Origin of the sequence: Paenibacillus sp. BGI2013, from assembly GCF_002843485.1 — a bacterium.
GTDB lineage: Bacteria > Bacillota > Bacilli > Paenibacillales > Paenibacillaceae > Paenibacillus > Paenibacillus amylolyticus.
Genome location: NZ_PJFA01000008.1, coordinates 180,476 through 199,844 on the forward strand (window position 1 = coordinate 180,476; position 19,369 = coordinate 199,844).

Annotated in this window: 21 protein-coding genes; 12 read left to right on the plus strand and 9 right to left on the minus strand. The window is 34.9% G+C overall.

The window, feature by feature from the left end; genetic code table 11:
* Positions 1–105: 105 nt before the first annotated feature.
* From CXK86_RS20165 to CXK86_RS20180, 4 genes are all read right to left on the minus strand, one after another.
* The gene (locus CXK86_RS20165; protein ID WP_101314389.1) at positions 106–1,275 is read right to left on the minus strand and encodes a hypothetical protein; all 1,170 of its coding nucleotides are present in this window, start codon (positions 1,273–1,275) and stop codon (positions 106–108) included.
* Positions 1,276–1,290: 15 nt separating this feature from the next.
* Positions 1,291–1,749: an MraY family glycosyltransferase gene (locus CXK86_RS20170; protein ID WP_091036659.1), complete on the minus strand. Its 459-nt coding sequence runs from the start codon at positions 1,747–1,749 to the stop codon at positions 1,291–1,293.
* A 298-nt stretch (positions 1,750–2,047) separates the two neighbouring features.
* A complete protein-coding gene (locus tag CXK86_RS20175; protein ID WP_101314390.1) occupies positions 2,048–2,257 on the minus strand; it encodes a hypothetical protein in 210 nt (69 codons plus the stop codon).
* Between the two features lie 710 nt (positions 2,258–2,967).
* Positions 2,968–3,150, minus strand: coding sequence for a helix-turn-helix domain-containing protein (locus tag CXK86_RS20180; protein WP_101314391.1), 183 nt, complete (start codon positions 3,148–3,150; stop codon positions 2,968–2,970).
* 428 nt (positions 3,151–3,578) lie between these two features.
* Between CXK86_RS20180 and CXK86_RS20185 the strand changes: the two genes are divergently transcribed.
* The 4 genes from CXK86_RS20185 (at position 3,579) to CXK86_RS32195 (ending at position 6,046) form a co-directional block, all read left to right on the plus strand.
* Complete coding sequence (locus CXK86_RS20185; protein ID WP_101314392.1) at positions 3,579–4,628, plus strand: DUF4238 domain-containing protein; 1,050 nt, start codon at positions 3,579–3,581, stop codon at positions 4,626–4,628.
* A gap of 249 nt (positions 4,629–4,877) precedes the next feature.
* Positions 4,878–5,342: a DDE-type integrase/transposase/recombinase gene (locus CXK86_RS20190; RefSeq protein WP_101314393.1), complete on the plus strand. Its 465-nt coding sequence runs from the start codon at positions 4,878–4,880 to the stop codon at positions 5,340–5,342.
* 133 nt (positions 5,343–5,475) lie between these two features.
* On the plus strand, positions 5,476–5,634 hold the full coding sequence (locus CXK86_RS32190) for a ParA family protein (protein WP_180361813.1): 159 nt from the start codon (positions 5,476–5,478) through the stop codon (positions 5,632–5,634).
* A gap of 148 nt (positions 5,635–5,782) precedes the next feature.
* On the plus strand, positions 5,783–6,046 hold the full coding sequence (locus CXK86_RS32195; RefSeq protein WP_218973873.1) for a ParA family protein: 264 nt from the start codon (positions 5,783–5,785) through the stop codon (positions 6,044–6,046).
* Here CXK86_RS32195 and CXK86_RS20200 read toward each other — a convergent pair.
* Positions 6,030–6,362 (minus strand): helix-turn-helix domain-containing protein, encoded by a 333-nt coding sequence (locus CXK86_RS20200; RefSeq protein ID WP_101314394.1) that lies wholly within the window; start codon positions 6,360–6,362, stop codon positions 6,030–6,032. The genes CXK86_RS32195 and CXK86_RS20200 overlap by 17 nt on opposite strands.
* A 334-nt stretch (positions 6,363–6,696) precedes the next feature.
* On the opposite strand from CXK86_RS20200, the gene CXK86_RS20205 reads away from it, so the two are divergent.
* From CXK86_RS20205 to CXK86_RS33125, 3 genes are all read left to right on the plus strand, one after another.
* Complete coding sequence (locus tag CXK86_RS20205; RefSeq protein WP_091036643.1) at positions 6,697–7,029, plus strand: hypothetical protein; 333 nt, start codon at positions 6,697–6,699, stop codon at positions 7,027–7,029.
* 157 nt (positions 7,030–7,186) lie between these two features.
* The gene (locus tag CXK86_RS20210; RefSeq protein WP_483870018.1) at positions 7,187–7,363 is read left to right on the plus strand and encodes a PrgI family protein; all 177 of its coding nucleotides are present in this window, start codon (positions 7,187–7,189) and stop codon (positions 7,361–7,363) included.
* A 147-nt stretch (positions 7,364–7,510) separates the two neighbouring features.
* Positions 7,511–7,768, plus strand: a complete 258-nt coding sequence (locus CXK86_RS33125) for a hypothetical protein (protein ID WP_218973874.1) — start codon at positions 7,511–7,513, stop codon at positions 7,766–7,768.
* 466 nt (positions 7,769–8,234) lie between these two features.
* Here CXK86_RS33125 and CXK86_RS20220 read toward each other — a convergent pair whose 3' ends face one another.
* The gene (locus CXK86_RS20220; RefSeq protein WP_101314395.1) at positions 8,235–9,242 is read right to left on the minus strand and encodes an HD-GYP domain-containing protein; all 1,008 of its coding nucleotides are present in this window, start codon (positions 9,240–9,242) and stop codon (positions 8,235–8,237) included.
* A gap of 645 nt (positions 9,243–9,887) precedes the next feature.
* Between CXK86_RS20220 and CXK86_RS20225 the strand changes: the two genes are divergently transcribed.
* A complete protein-coding gene (locus CXK86_RS20225) occupies positions 9,888–10,292 on the plus strand; it encodes a hypothetical protein (protein WP_100526621.1) in 405 nt (134 codons plus the stop codon).
* Here the strand turns inward: CXK86_RS20225 and CXK86_RS20230 are convergent.
* The 3 genes from CXK86_RS20230 to CXK86_RS20240 all read right to left on the minus strand — a co-directional run bounded on the left by CXK86_RS20230 (position 10,289) and on the right by CXK86_RS20240 (position 13,615).
* Positions 10,289–11,065: a LytR/AlgR family response regulator transcription factor gene (locus CXK86_RS20230; RefSeq protein ID WP_100526620.1), complete on the minus strand. Its 777-nt coding sequence runs from the start codon at positions 11,063–11,065 to the stop codon at positions 10,289–10,291. The two genes, CXK86_RS20225 and CXK86_RS20230, sit on opposite strands and share 4 nt — an antisense overlap.
* Positions 11,066–11,580: 515 nt before the next feature.
* On the minus strand, positions 11,581–12,318 hold the full coding sequence (locus tag CXK86_RS20235; RefSeq protein WP_101314396.1) for a hypothetical protein: 738 nt from the start codon (positions 12,316–12,318) through the stop codon (positions 11,581–11,583).
* Positions 12,308–13,615: an AAA family ATPase gene (locus CXK86_RS20240; RefSeq protein ID WP_180361814.1), complete on the minus strand. Its 1,308-nt coding sequence runs from the start codon at positions 13,613–13,615 to the stop codon at positions 12,308–12,310. Before CXK86_RS20240 ends, CXK86_RS20235 begins: the two co-directional genes overlap by 11 nt.
* An 801-nt stretch (positions 13,616–14,416) precedes the next feature.
* Here CXK86_RS20240 and CXK86_RS20245 point away from each other — a divergent pair.
* From CXK86_RS20245 to CXK86_RS20260, 4 genes are all read left to right on the plus strand, one after another.
* Positions 14,417–15,430, plus strand: coding sequence for a thermonuclease family protein (locus CXK86_RS20245; RefSeq protein ID WP_101314398.1), 1,014 nt, complete (start codon positions 14,417–14,419; stop codon positions 15,428–15,430).
* Between the two features lie 103 nt (positions 15,431–15,533).
* Positions 15,534–16,262, plus strand: coding sequence for a hypothetical protein (locus CXK86_RS20250; protein ID WP_101314399.1), 729 nt, complete (start codon positions 15,534–15,536; stop codon positions 16,260–16,262).
* Positions 16,263–16,416: 154 nt separating this feature from the next.
* Positions 16,417–18,291 carry an AAA family ATPase gene (locus tag CXK86_RS20255; protein WP_101314400.1) on the plus strand — a complete coding sequence of 625 codons (1,875 nt, stop codon included), beginning with the start codon at positions 16,417–16,419 and terminating at the stop codon, positions 18,289–18,291.
* 34 nt (positions 18,292–18,325) lie between these two features.
* On the plus strand, positions 18,326–19,315 hold the full coding sequence (locus CXK86_RS20260; RefSeq protein ID WP_180361815.1) for a hypothetical protein: 990 nt from the start codon (positions 18,326–18,328) through the stop codon (positions 19,313–19,315).
* The last annotated feature ends 54 nt before the right edge of the window (positions 19,316–19,369 follow it).

Genomic DNA, 19,369 nt, shown 5'->3' on the forward strand with positions numbered 1-19,369 from the left:
CGACTCCACACATGTGGAGTGTTGTTCACTGTTGGTCAGGAAAGACTAATAGTCGAGATGTATTGGCGGAAATAGCAAAGAGGGGTGGCGAACCCCTCTTTTTCTCTAAGAACTTTTAGTTTTTGTAACAACACTTGAAAGGGAAAAACCGTATTTTCGTATTGGTTCATTAATCTTGTTATCGTTATTATTTTTTGTCTCTACAATTTTTGTTTTAAGGTAGTCTAGTTCGATGTTATCGAAATCCGAAGAATTTGTATCTAACAAAATGGTTTCTAATTCTGAATAAATTTCATTTAGATGATTATCCAATGCGATTCCAGTACTCACAACTTCTTTTTTTTGTTTAGTTAATTTTCTCTCGTCTAAATGATATTTTATTTCTTTCATCAGAGGCAAGATTATACCTGTTCCAACTAAAATGATAACTTCATATGGGCTATTATGTGAAAATTGTTTTAAATCCAAGAATCTTGAGTCTCTTTTGGTTTTATTAATATGATTTACACAAAGTATCTGTATTTTATTTGTTTCTGGGTAGTATATGCCTACGACAGGTCTTGAGTTGTTATTAAATTCTCTAAAAAAAGATGAAAAATACTTGGACTCTAGATTTTTGTATTTTTCATTTTTTAGTAAAGCGTAATCTTTTTCAAAAAAGCTATCTTGCATTAAATCAATATCTATCTGTTCATCATCAAATTTATTAATTCGGTTTACTGCTGCACCATATGCTTTTTCTATTTCATTATTTTTTTCTCTAAGATTAGATTTGCTTAAAAGATTATAAGCCAAATCCTTTAAATCAGAAAGAATATTTAGCATGCTCTTATCATTTGGAGAATTGATAAAATTATGTAGCTGTTTTTTAGCGATTCTTTTATGAATCAGTTTGTAAATAATTTCATTAAATGTTCTAAAAACATTGAAAATAATATTGATGGAGTAAATCTTGCGATTTGGAAATAGGCTTACAGGTTTACCCATATGATAAAGATATAATATCTCGCTTGCTTTATTTAAATCTATTACGTCAAGTTTAGAATAGGAGGTATTAATTTTAAAAGAATCATCTAATATGAAAATATTTTCAACGGGAGTTCCTGAATTTATTGCTTTAGATATTGAAATTAGTAATTCGTTTTTATAATAATTACTAGAAAATTGATTTATGAAGTTTGATATTTCCCAAGGACTTAGCAGTTCTTCTGTGGGACGCTTGAAAATGATTTCAATTCTTTTATCGAGGTCAGTACTTTGTTTTTGTTGAGACATTTAGTATCCCCTCCCTTAGGGCTTTCTTTTATTTTTTATAGAATCCACTTTACTTATTATCTCATTTACTTTTTCATTGACTGCTTTCTGCTTTTCAATTTCAAATAGCTTTTTTATGTGACCCAAATTCCTATCACCAGAAAACAATGTAAGAAAACTAAATGCAATTCCAAATAAAAGAAAAGTGTCATTGTCTATTGAAGTTGTTATTGTTTGGATTACGGGTGTGTTATATATTAGGGGAACTAACACAAAAGACATTATGCTTAGAAATAAAAACACGAATTTTAGAATTATGCTAAAGCTCTTTTTATTCTTAATCTCTTTTAGAGGATCATCTAAATAGCTCACTAATGACATGAATAAAACACTTAATGAAAAGCCAAAAACATAGGGTTCAGTGATTTCGATAAGCCCGAACATTTTTAGTGCGGCTGCAATTAGTAATGAAATTCCTAAGAATAATCTTATCAATAAGTTTCACCTCATTTCTTAGTGCTATAAAATGCCGCAGTTACTATTTTCATGAATTTCTTTAATTATACATCAAATGCACCTCTTGTAGTGAGTTAGTCCTAAAAAGAGCAAATAGAAAAGAGAGACTAATCTCTCGTATACATAATCTATCGTCAACATTTTCTGCTATTTATGATAATGATTCGTATAGATACGGCAGCTCAAGTCAAACTCGATAAAAACGTCAAGTTCATTAGTGGTACTAAAAAGAATGTATTATTATTTTCTTCCCTTGCATTATTATTTTCATTACCTCTCAATCGAATAAAATTTCAGATTGTCTTATGTCAATTTCTGTTCTCATGAAATGAAAAGCATCCATGAAATTTTGTTGATCTTCATTACTTCCTATGAATTTATACGGCTTTGTATTATCAATAAATGGAGGTATCCATTTGTAGTTTAAAAGCACCATTTCCTTCAAATCTTGACTAAATATCAAACAATACAACTCTTTTTTATCCATGAATATCAACTCACAATATAATTTATTCTATCGCTTCTAAAACCTTTAAAAAAACTTAATTTACTGAATAAAAAACGACTGGACAGAATCTAAATGGAAGTCCACATTTCTACTTTTGCTTCTTTAAATTGTCTCCGGGAGAACCATTTAAGCTATACAATAAAGTACGTAGATGGTAAGGATTTTCTCCCACGATTTTTGTCGTCTCGAAACATTGCCAAAGATTTTAGTGTCGTCTATATTCATACGATATTCTTCAACTCTTTTGCGTAATCTATTGGTTGTGAATTACTCATGACTACGTTTTTTTCTTTCGTTTTTTAGTTGTTTGATTGTTTTTGAGTTGATTATTGTCGTTATTGTAAGAACAATAGCAATAACAATTAGAATCATGATGATTACGAGATTCAGAATGACAAATTGATAATAACACAACGGTCATTATTTTACAAAATTTGGAATCTCAATACATTTTTGATATTGTATAACAAAACTTTTGAATGGTGGAATGAGAATATGCGTAAAACGTCAATTCAGAAAAATTTTGTACGGAGCAGACGAGGGTAAACTCTGACACTCCAACAAAAAGTAAATCATTCGCTAATGGGGGGAGCCTGTACAAGCCCTATAAGGTGTATTTAAAAGAGCAGTTTCCCTAATTGAGCTTATCACAGTCCTCTATACAAGTCCTGAACGTCTCACAGGCTGTCTTATTTGGCTTGTAACGGCTGACTGTTATTCTCATCCGCTTTCTTTGCTCCTTGCTTCCTGCGATTTAGTTCACGGTAAAGTGAACCCTTGCTTACATCGGTCATTTCTTCAATCTGCGCTACTGTAAATTCTCCGCTCTCGTGTAGCTTGATTGCCTTGTCTAGCTTCTTCTTATCTGTCATGGGGCGACCGCCCTTGCGTCCACGCGCTCTAGCCGCTTCTAGCCCTGCTACGGTACGTTCTCGTATAATTGACCATCGTTTTCGAACCAAGGGATATGATTTAGGTTAATTGATTTAATGCCTTTTAAATGCACTTATGATAAATCATAAGTATGGGGGACAGAGCGTAAAGCTCCAGGAACGCCATAACAACAAAGCTAGGAGATTAAGAGGGGGAATTACTAAACAAAACACCATGAAGCATTTTGAAATTTCGGGGATTTCCTTTAATTAAGGCTCTGTTAAACTTTGTTGTTGATTTCATTGAACTAACGGGTATGGAAGTTACAATATATGTTATAATTAACTCATTAAATTTATTGATATTGATGAATTTGAAGCTAGTTTCTATGAGATGAAGACCATTAATAAAGGATAAGGAGAAAACAATGGATACGGAAGCAATATATCATCATCTTACTCCTCAAACCTACATGAAGTCCTGGAAGCATGGAAATTCGTCAATCTATGTTGTGAAAAAAGGAATCAACGATTTAGGGGAAGAAAAGAATACCAAAAGATTTGCAGGGATTGATGATTACCATACAATTAGAGCAGGTTCTCTTAGTGGTAACGAAGAGGATTTCAAATCATTTTTTGAACCTTTGAAAGAATACGTCGTAAAATTGGATGGAAATATACTGAAAGATCCAATCGATATGAATCTAAACTTTTATAGATTCAATGAATGGAGCATTAGTGATTTGAAAGGGAATGTTGTTTCTGATGAAGTAAAACGTTCACTTAGAAGCACTATACTTTCAAAAACAAGAAAAGATATTGAAGTAAATTGGAGCCAACAATATGAAAATGATTGGAACAAAACTCATGATACAATTGCAAATGCAGTTTCGTCAAAGGACACTCATTTATTGAATGCAATCAAAAGAGATGATCTAATTAAGTTTATGGTTTCGATTGAATGGCGATCGAAACCGTATCACCCAGTACTACAAAACGCATTGGACGTAGCCTTAAGAGGTGATTTATTAGGTATCGACTTTAAATCCATTAAAATTCCAGAAGAAGAACGTTTATTCCCGTTTTTAGAGACAGTGTACGATGAATATGCCCATAGTTATATATTGAAGCTATATCGTCAATTTCTTAATGGAGAAGGATTGATTATGGCTGAGGTAGAGAAATTTGTTAATGAGTCAACCCTTGTTTTCTTAAGGGCTCCTGCTAATGGAGAATTCATAACCAGTGATAATCCTGTTTGTAGATTCATCAATTCCGAAGGTAAAATTGAGTATATCTTCCCTTTAGACTCCCATATTGCTTGTGCTGTAGTAAGAGGCGACCATAAGAAACATTATGTAGTAAGAGATCTTACGAAAGATGAGCTAGTTGATTACAACAATCGACTAAAGGACAATTGCAACGAAGGATATATTCTACGTGTGCAAGATCGTGAAATGTATTTTGGTGATGAATAAGGATGATTTTTCCAATGTAAAGCTATAAAATGTTCAACTGAACATAATAGTAATCATTACACTAACGGGAAACGATAGTTGAATAAACATAGTATTTTAAGCCACTCAATTGAGTGGTTTTTTTCTTTGGGGGAAAAACAAACAATAACCTTTAAAAGAGCCATAATTAAAAAGAAGCCGCCTCGGCTCCACTTGCTATGCTCCCCTCATAGTAGACAGTAGAAAAAAACAAAACTTTCTACGTCTATTATGAGGGGAGTTTTTTTAGAGCTGAAGTATGGAAATGGACGTAAAGCGTATCTAAGTGCCATTATTGATGTATACGATAACTCGATTGTTTCATGGGTACTCGGTCATTCCAACAACAATAAACTCGTGATGGATACGTTGAAAAAAGCCTACGACACAAATCCAAGCGTGTCCCCTATGATCCAGAGCGACAGAGGCTTTCAATATACCTCTCATGAGTATAAAAGACTCCAGTTGAAGTATGGATTCATAAAGAGCATGTCTCGTGTAAGTCGCTGTTTGGACAACCAGCCAATCGAACGATTTTGGGGTACGTACAAGTCAGAAAGTTATTACCTTACGAAATATGACGCCTATGAAGGTCTGTACAGCGCAGTCCGTCGTTACATGCGTTACTACAACCACTACCGTTACACGGAGTGTTTGGACGGCCTGTCTCCGAGTGAATACCGCAGAGCAACATAACAAAATACCTTAGCATGTCATCCGAGCTAAGGTATCTAAACGAACCATTTTTTGTTTTTTTAGCTGTCTACTTGACGGGGAGCAGTTCAAATTCAACGCAGTCGGCTTTTTTACGTTGAAGGGAGGAAATGCGATGACGAAGGTAGTCGTCGCCCTGGCTAATCAAAAGGGCGGTGTGGTCAAAACGACAACGGCTGTAAATCTAGGAATCGGATTGGCTAAGGAAGATAAGAGAGCCTTGCTAGTGGACGCAGATGCGCAAGGGAATTTGACAAATTCCTTTGGGCTATAGGGAACCAGACAGCATTCCTGTTTCATTAGCCACTCTGCTTGTCAAAACGATGATATTCACAGGAGGGTATTTTACAGCATCAGGAAGGCTTCGGCTTCATGCCAGGCAATATTGAGTTATCGCGGTTAAGGTGTCGCTTGAGAACACGATGAGCCGTGAAACAATTCTGCGCTCATATATCGACCAGGTAAAGTCAGATTACGATTATGTCCTTATTGATTGTATGCCAAGCCTGGGGATGCTGACAATCAATGCCTTGGCAGCAGCAGATAGTGTCATTATTCCAGTACAGGCTCATTATTTGCCAGCAAAGGGAATTGCTCAGATTTTTCAATTCATTTCCCGTGTGCGCCGTCAAATCAATCCGAAGTGGTGCTCTGATGATATAATTAAGATCATTTTATTGCATTAAGAAAAAGCTTCAAAAGTGCCAGCGCATCTTTACGTTGCTTTTCTGTGCAGTTTTGGAGTGCTGCCATAATTAACTCAGACTCATCACTTATTGAAGAGGTTTCATTATCTAATAGTAATTCATTAGGAGAAATTTTGAGCAAATGGCATATGCTGAGCATCGTTTCAATGGACATGCCAACTTTTCCGCGTTCAATATCTCCACAGAACCGTGGTACTCGTTTAATATACTCAGCCATCTGTTCACGGGAAATTTCCAGAGCATCCCGCTGCTTGCGAATACGCTTACCTACCTTCTTTTTATCGTAAACAATCATTACAGTACCCTCTTTTCAATTAAAGTATCTTTATAACTCTTATTATGTAGGAGTACAGAATTGACTTAAATGAGTTTTTAAACTACCATTAAGGTAGTTTAAAAAATCATTATGTTCATCTTTTCTAAATTTCATAACTGGAATGGAGGTTGAGGATGTGAATGAATGGTTGGAAAAAATGGAGGAGGAGCGACGTAAGTTAAACGTATTAGGACAAAATGCATAGAACAGTCTCTTCTTTTGTTTGAAAGTCCAGAAGCAAAGTCGCAAGCTGGATGAATTATGAAGCGAACTGAGCAGATACTATAAAAGAAAGTTAGGGGGAAGCTGAGCGATGGGATTTCCACCGTGGTTTCGGCAAGCGATTCAAGGAAGAATGGATGAGGTATCTGCTAGAATTGAGCACGATCCTGAATTAAACTTTATCCGTGAGCAAGCAGATAAAGCCTTTGAAGCTTTGTTTGCAGAAAAGGATATTGGACGGATGTCGGAGTTCTCTGAATGGGAGGACTGGCATCACCACAAGTATGGAATTATAAATGAACGATTGTATCTGCAGGGGTTGAAAGATGGAATTCAGCTTGCTGCCACGCTGCTATTTCATTCCATAGGGTTTGATGAAGGAGAAGGATGTAGCCATACAGAGGAAAAGAATAAAAGTAAGTAATGTGTGGCTAACTTGGGAGGGATTAAGGTGGAGGTAAAGATTAACCGGGAAATCCAGGAATATACGGAAAGCTATTTTTCGGAATCTCCTTGCGGCAGTTCTTTTTTTCTATTCTGGCTGTTGGTGTAGGATTGCTTTCTATTTTAGGCAATTTGGTATTGAAACGTTAAGCTGGATGTGTTTGCTGGGAGCTGAGCCATGCGCGGCATTAGGCTTTATTGGATATCACGGCATGACAACAGATCAGCTATTAAGGGCGTATTTAAAATTCGAATTTCCATGCCACGGCACTAAGTTTTTTTATTCTACAAATACCTTCTATAAGGCGCTATGATTAAAACGTTAAGTCGCATTCTGAAGCAGGATAAGGGAAAATTTGTGCCAATTATCCACTCTGAGCTATCAGCAAATGGATGGACTGAATACTGATTCCCCTTCGGAGTAGAAGGGGAATGCGCTGAGAACATTGAATACCGAAAGTATGGCAATGTTCATCCCCTTTCGGGCGCAGCAGGTCTTTCATCCCGAAGGTATTTATTATGGGCAAAATGTAATTAGCAAGAACATGCTCATTACCAATCGAAAGCAGTTGTTAAATGGAAACAGTTTCATTTTGGGGATATCTGGTTCAGGGAAAAGCTTTACTACCAACGTGAAATCGTCAAATCCAAACAGTGTAGAAGGGGCATTCGCATGTCCCTTTCATTTAAACTTGTGCCAAACTATCCATTTATCTTGAACCTTAGATCGCTATGCAGTTCGTATTTTATCAGGACTTTACCTTGCGAACGGTTGTTTAGGAGCTTGTAACGTAATTTAGAGGTGGTCGGTTAATTCGGTAAAGACACCTTTAGTCTTTAAATTATTTCTATGAATAACAACATTAGTTTCTATTGATTCTTTTGACAGAAAATTTTTGTTCATATCCCAAGTATACATTAGACTCTAATCGGTCGGCATTAACAAAGGATACGGAAATTTTTTAAAAGTGTGTTGAACGAGATTGTGAGCTGTTTAATACCGATATACCCGAGATCACGATGAGCAGATGTAATATCTTGAATGAAATATACTCAATAAGCCGTTTCAACTCGTATATTTTCATTCTCCAATGCTACGTTCTTTATCGTGATAGCATAAGAGTGTGGTAATCTCTCATACATATCCGTTTGAGGTCTAGGATTTTTTATTTAAATGTTCACAAGTTATACACTTGCGAGCATTTTTTCATGTTGTTCCATAACTCTGAAAAGGCTTGGATCTTCTTCAAGACATTGAATGAAAACATCAACGATATAGGGATCAAATTGATGACCAGCGTTATTTCGAAGTTGCTCAATAGCATAGTCTATATCTAAGGCAGGCCTATAGGACCGACTGGTTGTCATTGCATCGAAAGCATCGCATATGGAAACAATTCGTGCGGGCAGAGGAATCTCATATCCGGACAACCCTCTCGGATAGCCCCCTCCGTCCATTCGTTCATGATGATAGAGAACGATCTCACTAACACCTATAGTTCGGAGCTCTTCAATCTCATTAATAATCTGAAATCCATATTCGGGATGCTTACGAATAACAGCAAATTCAGATTCAGTAAGCTTTTCTGTTTTAGAAAGGATGTTCTCAGGGACTGCTACTTTTCCGATATCATGAAGAAGCGCACCAATCTCTAAATAATAACTTTCACTTTCATTAAGCCGTAATTTTTCAGAAAGTGCCTTTGCGTATCGGCTGACATTCGTTGAATGAGAAGCTGTATAAGGATCTCGAGCATAAACCAGTTTAGAAAGAGCGCTAATTGTATCTTTAAAGAGGGTGCTCATATTCTCATTTTTTCGGATCAGTTCATGATTCATCGCATTAATTTGATGATTTTGAAGTTTTAATGTTGCTGTCAATTGGTTAAATCCATTTTCCAAAATACTAAATTCATCCCCTTTAGGATGAGCTCTATCTACAGAACTTCTGACTGAAGCTGTATCAAATTTTTTAATGACCTGTAATAGCGGCTTCATAATAGGTCCTGCAACCATATAATTGACGCTGGAGATTAAAATAAAGCATGCAGTATACTTTAGGATCTCATAAGATAAAATCTCAACTGTAAACCGATCATTACCTACAATATACCTGCTGAAAAGGTTCACTGATATTAGAAGTGTCGTTGCCATAATGCTAAAAAGAGTAGCCATTTTGATCCTCACAGCCATCTGAATTTCCCTCCCAAAACAAAAAAAGCCCACAGCAATCCGCTTGGATTACCGTGGTGCTTCCACGTTTGATTATTTTATTATCTATATTATACCAGAACGTAGTACGTAATCAAAATAAAAAATTTCCCCAAAAGCACCCTGAATTAAGCTGACAACTCTCTAGATAGTGGAGGCTTTCTTCGTATGAGGAAAAGGACCTACCCATTCGTTGAAAAAAAATAACACTATTCATTCTAGTACGATTCAAGTATACTATGGTTAATTGAATACACGGTTCTGGAAGCACCAGAGGTTTAGCTGATCGAGAATTCTCGATTGACGTACCTTTGGTGTTTTTTTGTTGTTTTTATGAGGTACTCTATACGTTCGCCCTTGGAATTGTTGTTGTGGTAGTCAAATAATCAAACAATAAAGACGATTCCAAACTTGTCTGATTGTAGATGAAAAATGTACAACGAGTACTCCATAAGAACCACCTACAGGAACGGTATTCAATTTATTCCTTATTAACCTAAAGAGAACATTTGAGACATAACTTTGAACATTTCGAACAAATATACTTTAATAGTCCTATATGGATTGGTATATTAGTCATGTCCCTAATAGTTCTTTAGGATTACGTCAATGAGAGGTGCATGCAAGATGTACATGTCCAACGATTCATATTTAGAAAGAGAAAATCCACTAGTGCGAAAAAATAACGAAAATCTCTATGATCAAATTAAGCTCTGCATTATTTCCGACTATTTCCCAAGAACACTTTCCAAGCTCCCCAGTGGCACGATGGAATTCTTTGTGAGAGATGGAGAACTAGCAATTAACTATCACACTACAAAAATTGGACTCAGGGGTCCCAAGCAGGGATTAGCAGGCGAGGGGATGAACCGTAGCAAACTGCTAACACTGTTATTACTTTTAGAGGATCAGATCACTGGACATCCAGCAATTGATTATGGAAGCATCACAATTACATACGAACTTCTTGAAAATGGTGAAGTAGATGGAGAAATCGAGTTCAAAACACAAGTAAACCACCGGCGACGCTAAGTACTTTGTGTACGAAATTTCAAGAATAGATCACTAGCATCCATATAGTTTTTTTTAGTTAAAGGGACTTTTTCAGAAGTATAGTCTAATGAAACGTTATAATTTTTTGTAAACATACCATCAGGTTGTATAGCCGTGATATACAGTATGTTAATGAGATAGCTTCTGTGCGAATATACTAAGTTTGGCGAACACATTTCCTTAATCTCTTTAAGGTGTGTACTCGTCTCAACAGTTGTTCCATCTTTGAGGTGAACAATGTATCTATTACGATACTGTTTATCCTTCTCAACAAAGATGATCTGATTCTCTGCGACAGTTACATCACGGTAATTCTGCTTTAATACAACCCAGTTTATAGCTTCTGCTACTTCAGCATCAATTAGCTTTTTTGCATATATCAGTTCTTTAGCTTTGTTAATCGCTCTCTTAAATCGATTTTCGTTCACGGGCTTTGTTATATAATCAACGGATTCAAACTCAAATCCTGCTAATAGATGTTTAGGACTGATAGAGCCTGTAACGAAAATGATTTGTGGATGAACACCCGATTGCAGTACTTCTTTAAAGGCAGTTATACCGTCCATTTTTTTTAGTCCTATATCTAACAAGATAATATCCGGTTTATGTAATTTGGTTTCCTCTATTAAACGTATCCCGGATGATACACAGGAGACGACGAATAAATCCATTTCCTCTAAGTACTTTCTCAACAAAGACACTTGATGTATGTCGTCTTCTGCAATTATAACCTTATATCTTTGTTGTTCCACAAACTAACCTCCTATACTGAATTACCTGACTAGCTTTAGATCACTGCATAACTCTACTCATGATGACCTTCAACGAATAGCATCTGTACTTCTTAAGAATCAAATCTGATTTTAGTAAGAAGATATTTGAAAAATTGTTTAGATATCTAAGGATCAAGTTGTTTTGTTGAACGATATTCTACATTTGACTAGAGATTTAAAAATGTCTCGGAACCACACGGTCACCATTAAAATTGAAGGTAATACCGTTCTTAACCACAAGAGAATAATACCTTTTACTCAAGATCATTTGTGTCGTATTGTGTCGAAGACTGTACAATAAAACACATTTATAGTTTAAACTTCTTCAAACAACGAATGAAGAAAAAACATTATATTTCTTATTTTGATTCCCATTTAAAATTGAAAGAAAGTAGAGTGGCCATCTTGCAAGGATATTAAAAAACAAAAACAACCATTGCCTTTCAAAAGTAAGGTAATGGTTGTTTCAATTCTTGCCCAAGATGTGGTAGCTGCTATTTCTTTGCTGCTAATAATTCCTCAAGATAATCATACATTAACGCCGCATTAGTATATCTTTGTAAAGAATTATCCCCTTGAAAAATAAAATCCCAAGAATCACGGTACTTATCAGTGATATTTGAAAGTGCTGGATGGTGTTGCTTCAGCAAACTTTCTACGTTCACTTTCCCTGATTGTTTGCTCATAGCTCCGACTATCTTTTTTACTTTTTCATTATCTGGAACATTCAACGCATCAAAAACCAGATGCTCTAAATTTTGAGAAAGGTAAAACAATCGATATGGAATTTCTGTACTTTTGTAAGTAATGTTCATTAATTTCCGGGCATTAGACGTATGTTCTAATTTTAGTTTATTACGCAATTGCATTTTCAGCTGTTGATCATCCGAGTTTACATAGATCCCTCGATTATGATACCTTATCTTGTCTTGTTGCTGCTGATCCACAATGACATACTCATCATTAGCATAAGCACCATCTGTGTCAGTAAAATGTATGATGCCTAGAAAATCAGAAATTCTTAAATTATCTAATCGATCTTTGAAGAACGTCCGTACTCGGTCCCTAATGGGGATATTCTGTTGGTTAAGGTCTGTAAAAATGTCACCATGATAAGCTTTGATATGGATGTGTTCATCTCTACAGATCCTTTGTAATTCTTCAAAGAAGAAAAGACTGTCAGATTCGCCTTCTACTATAACAAATAAAGCCTTCTTCCTTTTATTCGCCATCCTGTAACCCTGCCTCTATAAAAGAACGCACAATATTTATTGGATTGGTTTCTTCATACAAGAATTCAGATTGACCGCCTACTAAAATAGCGCGTAAATAAACGTTCCGCATATTATTGTTTTTCTGAATACCACTTAATTTAATATATCTTCTGTTCTCATTAACTGTAGTGAACCAAACATTCTGTGGGGAGAGCTTTTCTAGAACTCTCAAGTTATGAGAAGTAAATATAAGTTGACCTTTACTATGATTTTGGAATATTTCGATAAGTTCACCAAGCAGGTATTCAAAAACTCCTGCATCAAACTCATCTACGACAACTATTGCTGAAGGATTGTGAAAAGCAGATATTAGAGAAGTTGTCACAGCAAATAACTTAAGAGTTCCGGCCGATTCAACCTTTAATGGTAAAATTTTATTCCCTTTAATTGAAATAAATTCTGCTCGTACTCCTTCTTCTCCATTAGTTAGGGTTGTGGCTCCCATATTTTTAAGCTGTACTTTCAATCCTGGAATAATTGCACTCACAACAACATTGTTTCTTTCAATGACATCTGCGAGATATTTGTAATGCTCTTTGGATAAGGATACCGGATCATTAATATCATAGGTGCTGTTTTCCATTGATTGTGAACTTAAGTCATTAAATAAATAAGATGGGAACACGCCTTCTTGCAAGTTCTTTATTACTAATAGATTTTTAGAAAGCTGATCCCTTAAGGCTCGATAAATTACTAACTCGGGACCATCAAAAAGTTTATCGGCTTGACTTCTAACCATCTTCCCAAAAAATAATGAACCTTCTACTTGATCAGATAGTAACTTGATACCATTTAAAAGGATCTCAAATTCTTGTTTTGGTTTACGTCTTAATTCAATAGGCTTTCTTTCATCATTTTCGTAATGGAACATTTTACGGTACGATTTTTCCTTTGTGCTCACACTTTCCATCTGAACAACCATTGTATCTTCTCTATACTCCAAACTAACTTTGTATTTAGCTTTGTAGCAATTCGTATCTTGTTGTAGTATGAATTCAAACTCCAAAGAGAGTGTTTTTTCACCCTCATAAATTAACCTTTGATTCTTACCTGGAAGTTTCTGACCATTAAGTAAACTCTTCAGAAGTGACAATGCCTCAACTACAGCAGTTTTCCCTGAACCATTTTGACCATAAAAGCCCACTACTTGTGCATCCAAAATATTGTCGTTGTTCAGATCTAAATCAACTTTACCGTAACGAACATTTTTTATATTCTGCATCTCTACAGATAAAATTTTTACTTCACAATTCAAATTCAATACACCACGCTTCCTTAACTTCATACACTTATTATATCACTTTATGAGAATCAAATACATTATTATCAATAAAAATTATTGAATAGGCCATTTGTAAGTCGTCATATTTGCAATATAATTATAATTATCTCTTAAAAATGTTTAAACCATCAACTTTCAACACATGGTAAAGATGCAAAACCGTTGAGATGATAAATTGTAGGTTGTAAAAGTAAAACAAAATATTAGCAATGAGAGACTATAAAAAGGAAATCACTTATTTATAGCTATTTACCATTCCCATAACAGACATACAATCGGCACATAATGAAACTCCATACGTTTTACTTCACTCTTATGATTGCAGCGGCTAACTCCGATCATTCTGAATTAAAATGTTAAGGATTATAATATAGCACTGGAACAAGCTGTTCATGGTGATTTTCAGTCCATGTAGATCTGGTTAGATCTGGTCGCAATTGAAGTGAAAACAATTTAGAGCTGATGTTTATCCAAAGTAAAAAATGCAACAGGTAAAATGTTGGAATCATATCACCAACATAATCCTATGAAATGCATTTTTATCTTTGCATTTACAAATTAGTATAAGACAGTTTCGTTATTTTTCTTTTGAGGAGTTTCGATTGAGGAGATAGCGTAGTTACTTTTGTATTAATGCAATCCCAAAAAGATATTGATTTTATATATACCACTAATTTTTTCGGATTTTTGTATCTTCAGACCTAGATAAACATATTCCCAATTACCTAATTATGTTATAATCCATTTCGGTACAAATTTACTAAGGAGGATGAAATGGGAAGAATAATTTTATACATTATTGTTATAGCATTCATAATTGCTGTAATCACTAAGTTTTTCTATCTTCTTGTCGCTGGTGCTCTAGGATACTGGGCATATAAGCAATTTAAAAAGAGTCAAACCAAGGGAAGTAAGCAAACACTGACTTATGTCTTAGGAGCGTTTGCAGGAGTATTTCTAATTTTGTTTGTAGGATCACTTTCTTCTGATACAGCAAACAAAACAGAGCCGATCGCTGTGGTTGATACTAAAGAGGACAGCTCATCTAATTCTGAGACAAAAAGCAATACAGCAGATGTTATAGAGACATCCCAGAGCTCAGATTCCAAAGGAAAACAAACTCAAGGAACCCAAAATAATCATAATAGGTTTCCTGCTAATTTAGTTGAAGTAACGGACGGCGACACGTTAAAAGTTACGGTAGAAGGCAAAGAAGAAAAAGTTCGTTTACTACTTATTGATACACCGGAATCCGTTCATCCAGAGAAGGAAGAGCAGCCTTTTGCTAAAGACGCATCCAACTTTGTAAAGAAGCAGGTTGCCAAAGGGAATATGGAACTTGAATTAGATGTTTCGGAACGCGATAAATACGGGAGATTGTTAGCATATGTATGGATAGACAATAAAATGTTAAATGAGCAACTACTCGAATATGGGTTAGCTCGTGTTGCTTACATATATCCACCGAATACGAAATATGTAGATCAATTTGAAGAAATCCAGAAACAAGCACGTGTAAAAGCGAAGGGGATCTGGAGTATAGAAAACTATGTCCAAGACAGCGGCTTTGTTGAACCTAAGCCTGCGATTGAAGAGCCGGTTGTTGTCACGCAAGCACCAAGTGTTGAAAAGAACAACGAAGTTAAAAACGAATCAATTGTAACGAATGTGTACTATAAAAACTGTGATGCTGTCAGAGCCGCAGGAGCTGACCCGATCTATGAAGGGGAGCCTGGATACAGTCGTAAACTTGATCGTGATGGAGACGGTATTGGTTGTGAAAGATAAGTAGTCAACTATCTCAATAATGGATCAGATACATTCAAGTGGATGATTTTATCTGGCTTAAGATCTTTATCAGTTTTTGAAACTTTTGAAGGGTTGTGTAGAAGTGAAGGAATTAAAGAGAAGAAATATAGCATTATCTATTATGATTAGTTTGATGGTCGTTGTTTTATCTGCCTGTGGTAAGCCAATAACGGAAGAACTTTATTCAGAGACCGTCTCACAAGATGTGAAGAATAGCACTCAACTTACACAAGAGGAAAAAGATTATTATAGCAAAGCAATTGAGAACGCAAATAGTGAAAGTGCAGATCTTTCTACTAAAACAGTTAGTCAAATCATAACTGGTGAAAAAGAGAGACAGCTAAAAATAGAGGAAGAAGAAAAAAAGAGACAAGAAGAGATTAAACGTAAACAAGAAGAAGCGGAAAAAGAAAAACAAGTTCAGCTTAAACTTTTGAATGAGTCCATAAAAGTTGGCTTAATTAAGAAAAGTGTGACCAACGCAGACACGGATAAATGGATTTTCAGAGACATCATTAACATGACACTTGATTTGAATAATATTTCTGACAAAACAGCCAAAGGATTTCAAGGCGTCATCACTTTCAAAGACATGTTTGGAAATGAGATCAAATCACTTAACGTAAAATACGATAAAGCAATTAAAGCTGGTTCATCCGCTTCTTACGATGGTAGCTTTGAAGTGAATCAATTTATGGATGAGGATAGCGAGCTTAGGGACACACCACTCGAAAAAATCACAGTTGATTTTCAGATGGACCAAATCATCTTTGATGACGGAGTTACTGTAAAGCGTAGCGAGGTCGAGTAAAATATCTTATTTGAGAATCCCCTTAAGATAATAGTGAAATTTAAGATTTGAAAACTCATCACTTTATATCATGGGGGATTCAATGATTAGCGAATGTACTGTAAATTTGAGCACGAAGAGGTTATGAACCGATTTTTAAAAAAGAGGTGCAAAATTGGAATTACTCTATATATACATAGACAGCTATAAAGGGCTCTTTGAAAATCAACACTTTAATTTTAGTGATGAGTTTCGTTTTGAATATGTTAAGGAAAGAGAAGAATTACAGGTTGAAAAAAATCAACTTGCTCAACCTAATTTCTTTCGTATTAAAGATCGTAGCTATCCTGAGTCAGGTAAAATTATTAATATTACAGGGATTATTGGCAAAAACGGTGCTGGAAAGACAACTATTCTCGATTTTATAAAAGAAAATCTACTGGAATCTTCAGAAGGTCTTAGAGAAAAAGCAATAGTAGTTACAAGGAATGAACAAGGTCAATTTTTTATTCATCAAAACCAAGATCTAAAAGTTGATAATATTAATAAATTCATAAAAATGGATATGGAGGTAATTTATTCTAAAGATCTGAGTAGTGGCTATATGCCAAAGGAAATTTTGCCCGAGACTACAGTTATTTATTATTCCAATGTCTTTGATGCTCGGAATGAAAGAACATCCGAAATACGAAATATCTCTACTAATCATTTGGTTAAACAGTATAAAAAAGATGCGCTAGGCATGAAAGCGTTATCTGAAAATTTCAGCGAAACAGAATTATACCGATTAGAAGAAATTCGCAAGCAGCTAAATTTCTTCTATGGAATTCAAGAAGAAAAGCTGGAAATTCCCATAAAGTTACCACAATTTGCACTAATTAGTACCCGCGAGATTTACCCTAGACCCCAGCATACAAGGATTATCTACCAACCGATTGTTAATATCAGAGACCGTGTTAGAACTATTTTAAAAAAAGGAATAGAGAAATCCGATTTTTATCATGATGCGATTAAATTGAAATTTTATATGGTTTTTATGGATTCATTTTTGATGGATTTACCAATCTATTCCAGGGTTTCGAAGAATACCCTTAACAAGCTTAAATATTTAGAAATTATTGAAGATGAAAATGGAAACTACTATAGAACTTTGATTACTCTATTAAAAGATATTTTTAAAATAATTGATGATGGAACCTGGTACGAGGATGTAATAGATTTACTCACTTTGTTTCACGAATACATTAATGAAGATTCAGTACTTCATTCTACAGATAATTTTAAATTACAAGTTAATTTGACCGAAAAAAATCAAGAAAGGCCTTTAAAGAGAATACTTGATTTACATCAGAAACTGATGAAATTTAAACCATTTCTTGACTTCGATTGGGGAGGGGACCTAAGTTCCGGGGAGAAGGCATTCATTAGCTTCTATTCAAGACTATACTCCCTAATTGATGAAAAACAAATTGCATCCAATATGAAGCTTGCTAAAAATGTCATGATTTTGATTGATGAGGGGGAACTGTATTTACATCCAGAATGGCAAAGAAAGTTCATCTTCAATATGATTTCTTTCTTACAGATGACATATACAGATCGTAACATTCAAATCGTCCTTACTTCTAACTCGCCTATCATTATTTCTGACTTAACAAACTCCAATTTAATCTTTATCGATAAAAGTGAAACAGGACGTCGTGTAATCAATGAACTAAGGGATAATAAACAAACTTTTGCGTCGAACATTCATACTTTGTTTTCAGATGCCTTCTTTATGTCATCAGGATTGATTGGAGAATTTGCAAGTTATACGATATTGTCGCTTATCCAACGTATCAATACGTCATCTTCAGAAATAATCTTTCAACAACGAAGGGAGCTTGAAACGTTAATTTCCCAGATCGGTGAACCTGTGTTGCGAAATAAGCTTATAAGTTTACTTAAAGAGAAACTTATTCCTTACATTGAGAATACATCAATAACTTCTCTCCTTAAAACGATACAAGACATGCAACATGAAATTGAAGAATTGAAACGTAGGAGTTAATATGATCCTAATTAATACTGATAAGAAAATTAATATGTCTGAAATCGAGAAAGCTCATATAAAACATTTTAAGGCTACAATTGACAAGAAACTTGAAGATATCATCAAGATACCAAGAGCTAGGAATAAGCCACTCTATGAATATCTAAGAAAACGCTTAGAAGATATATTAGTTGGCAAACCAAGTGTCCTTAGTGAAATCTCTGAAGAAATCCGGGTTTCTTGTCGGATATCTTTTAGTGACAAAACAGAACGTGCAAAAAAACAAAAACTATACACTATGTTGCTGAAAATATTCAGTTATGAAAACTTTGTCTCAAGTTATCCCCCAAAAGAATGGGGAGCTTACCAACTTGTGAGTAAACTTAAAGTAAACGTTTGTCCATACTGTAATCGACAATATACGTTTACAGTGATTAATGATGATCCTGCAGTTAAAGGAAAGACAAGAGCTCGGTTAGATCATTTTTATGATAAGGCTACCTATCCTTATTTGGCTGTCTCTTTATATAATCTGATTCCTTGCTGTAGTATATGTAATTCCGATTTCAAGGGCAGTATTGATTTCTCGTATAAGACTCACTTACATCCCTATGTTGATGAATTTGGTGAACATTTCAAGTTCGGAATTGATATGTTAGACAAAACAGTATTGAAACCCGGAGTATCTAAGATTGATTACTTATTAGGCAAGGGTGAAGAGTTTGAAATTGTTATACGCGATACATGCTCAGACCCTGATATTAAACAAAAGGTAAACAATAACCTAGAAGTGTTCAAAATCAAGGAATTATATAATCATCATAAAGACTATGTTCTTGATTTGATTAAGATTCGAATTTCATATTCAGATTCTCAAATAGATGAATTGTTTCGTCAATATAGTGGGATTTTATTTGCTAGTCGTGAGGATGTAATACAAATGATTACATCAAATTACGTTGTACCAGAAGAACTCGATAAGAGAGTTCTAGCAAAATTAACACGAGATATTTGTGAAGAATTAAATCTATATATAAAATAATCCAATATAACTCTTAAATAAAATCAGAATTTGCTCGAAGAATCACAAAATCAC

Coding starts and splice junctions, on each gene's coding strand:
- CXK86_RS33125 (WP_218973874.1), top strand. CDS start 7,511: ATGGCAATGTTCATCCCCTTTCGGGCGCAGCAGGTCTTTCATCCCGAA.
- CXK86_RS20190 (WP_101314393.1), top strand. CDS start 4,878: ATGAGGGGAGTTTTTTTAGAGCTGAAGTATGGAAATGGACGTAAAGCG.
- CXK86_RS32190 (WP_180361813.1), top strand. CDS start 5,476: ATGACGAAGGTAGTCGTCGCCCTGGCTAATCAAAAGGGCGGTGTGGTC.
- CXK86_RS20200 (WP_101314394.1), bottom strand. CDS start 6,362: ATGATTGTTTACGATAAAAAGAAGGTAGGTAAGCGTATTCGCAAGCAG.
- CXK86_RS20185 (WP_101314392.1), top strand. CDS start 3,579: ATGGATACGGAAGCAATATATCATCATCTTACTCCTCAAACCTACATG.
- CXK86_RS20175 (WP_101314390.1), bottom strand. CDS start 2,257: ATGGATAAAAAAGAGTTGTATTGTTTGATATTTAGTCAAGATTTGAAG.
- CXK86_RS20180 (WP_101314391.1), bottom strand. CDS start 3,150: ATGACAGATAAGAAGAAGCTAGACAAGGCAATCAAGCTACACGAGAGC.
- CXK86_RS20235 (WP_101314396.1), bottom strand. CDS start 12,318: ATGGCGAATAAAAGGAAGAAGGCTTTATTTGTTATAGTAGAAGGCGAA.
- CXK86_RS20225 (WP_100526621.1), top strand. CDS start 9,888: ATGTACATGTCCAACGATTCATATTTAGAAAGAGAAAATCCACTAGTG.
- CXK86_RS32195 (WP_218973873.1), top strand. CDS start 5,783: ATGAGCCGTGAAACAATTCTGCGCTCATATATCGACCAGGTAAAGTCA.
- CXK86_RS20205 (WP_091036643.1), top strand. CDS start 6,697: ATGGGATTTCCACCGTGGTTTCGGCAAGCGATTCAAGGAAGAATGGAT.
- CXK86_RS20245 (WP_101314398.1), top strand. CDS start 14,417: ATGGGAAGAATAATTTTATACATTATTGTTATAGCATTCATAATTGCT.
- CXK86_RS20220 (WP_101314395.1), bottom strand. CDS start 9,242: ATGGCTGTGAGGATCAAAATGGCTACTCTTTTTAGCATTATGGCAACG.
- CXK86_RS20260 (WP_180361815.1), top strand. CDS start 18,326: ATGTCTGAAATCGAGAAAGCTCATATAAAACATTTTAAGGCTACAATT.
- CXK86_RS20165 (WP_101314389.1), bottom strand. CDS start 1,275: ATGTCTCAACAAAAACAAAGTACTGACCTCGATAAAAGAATTGAAATC.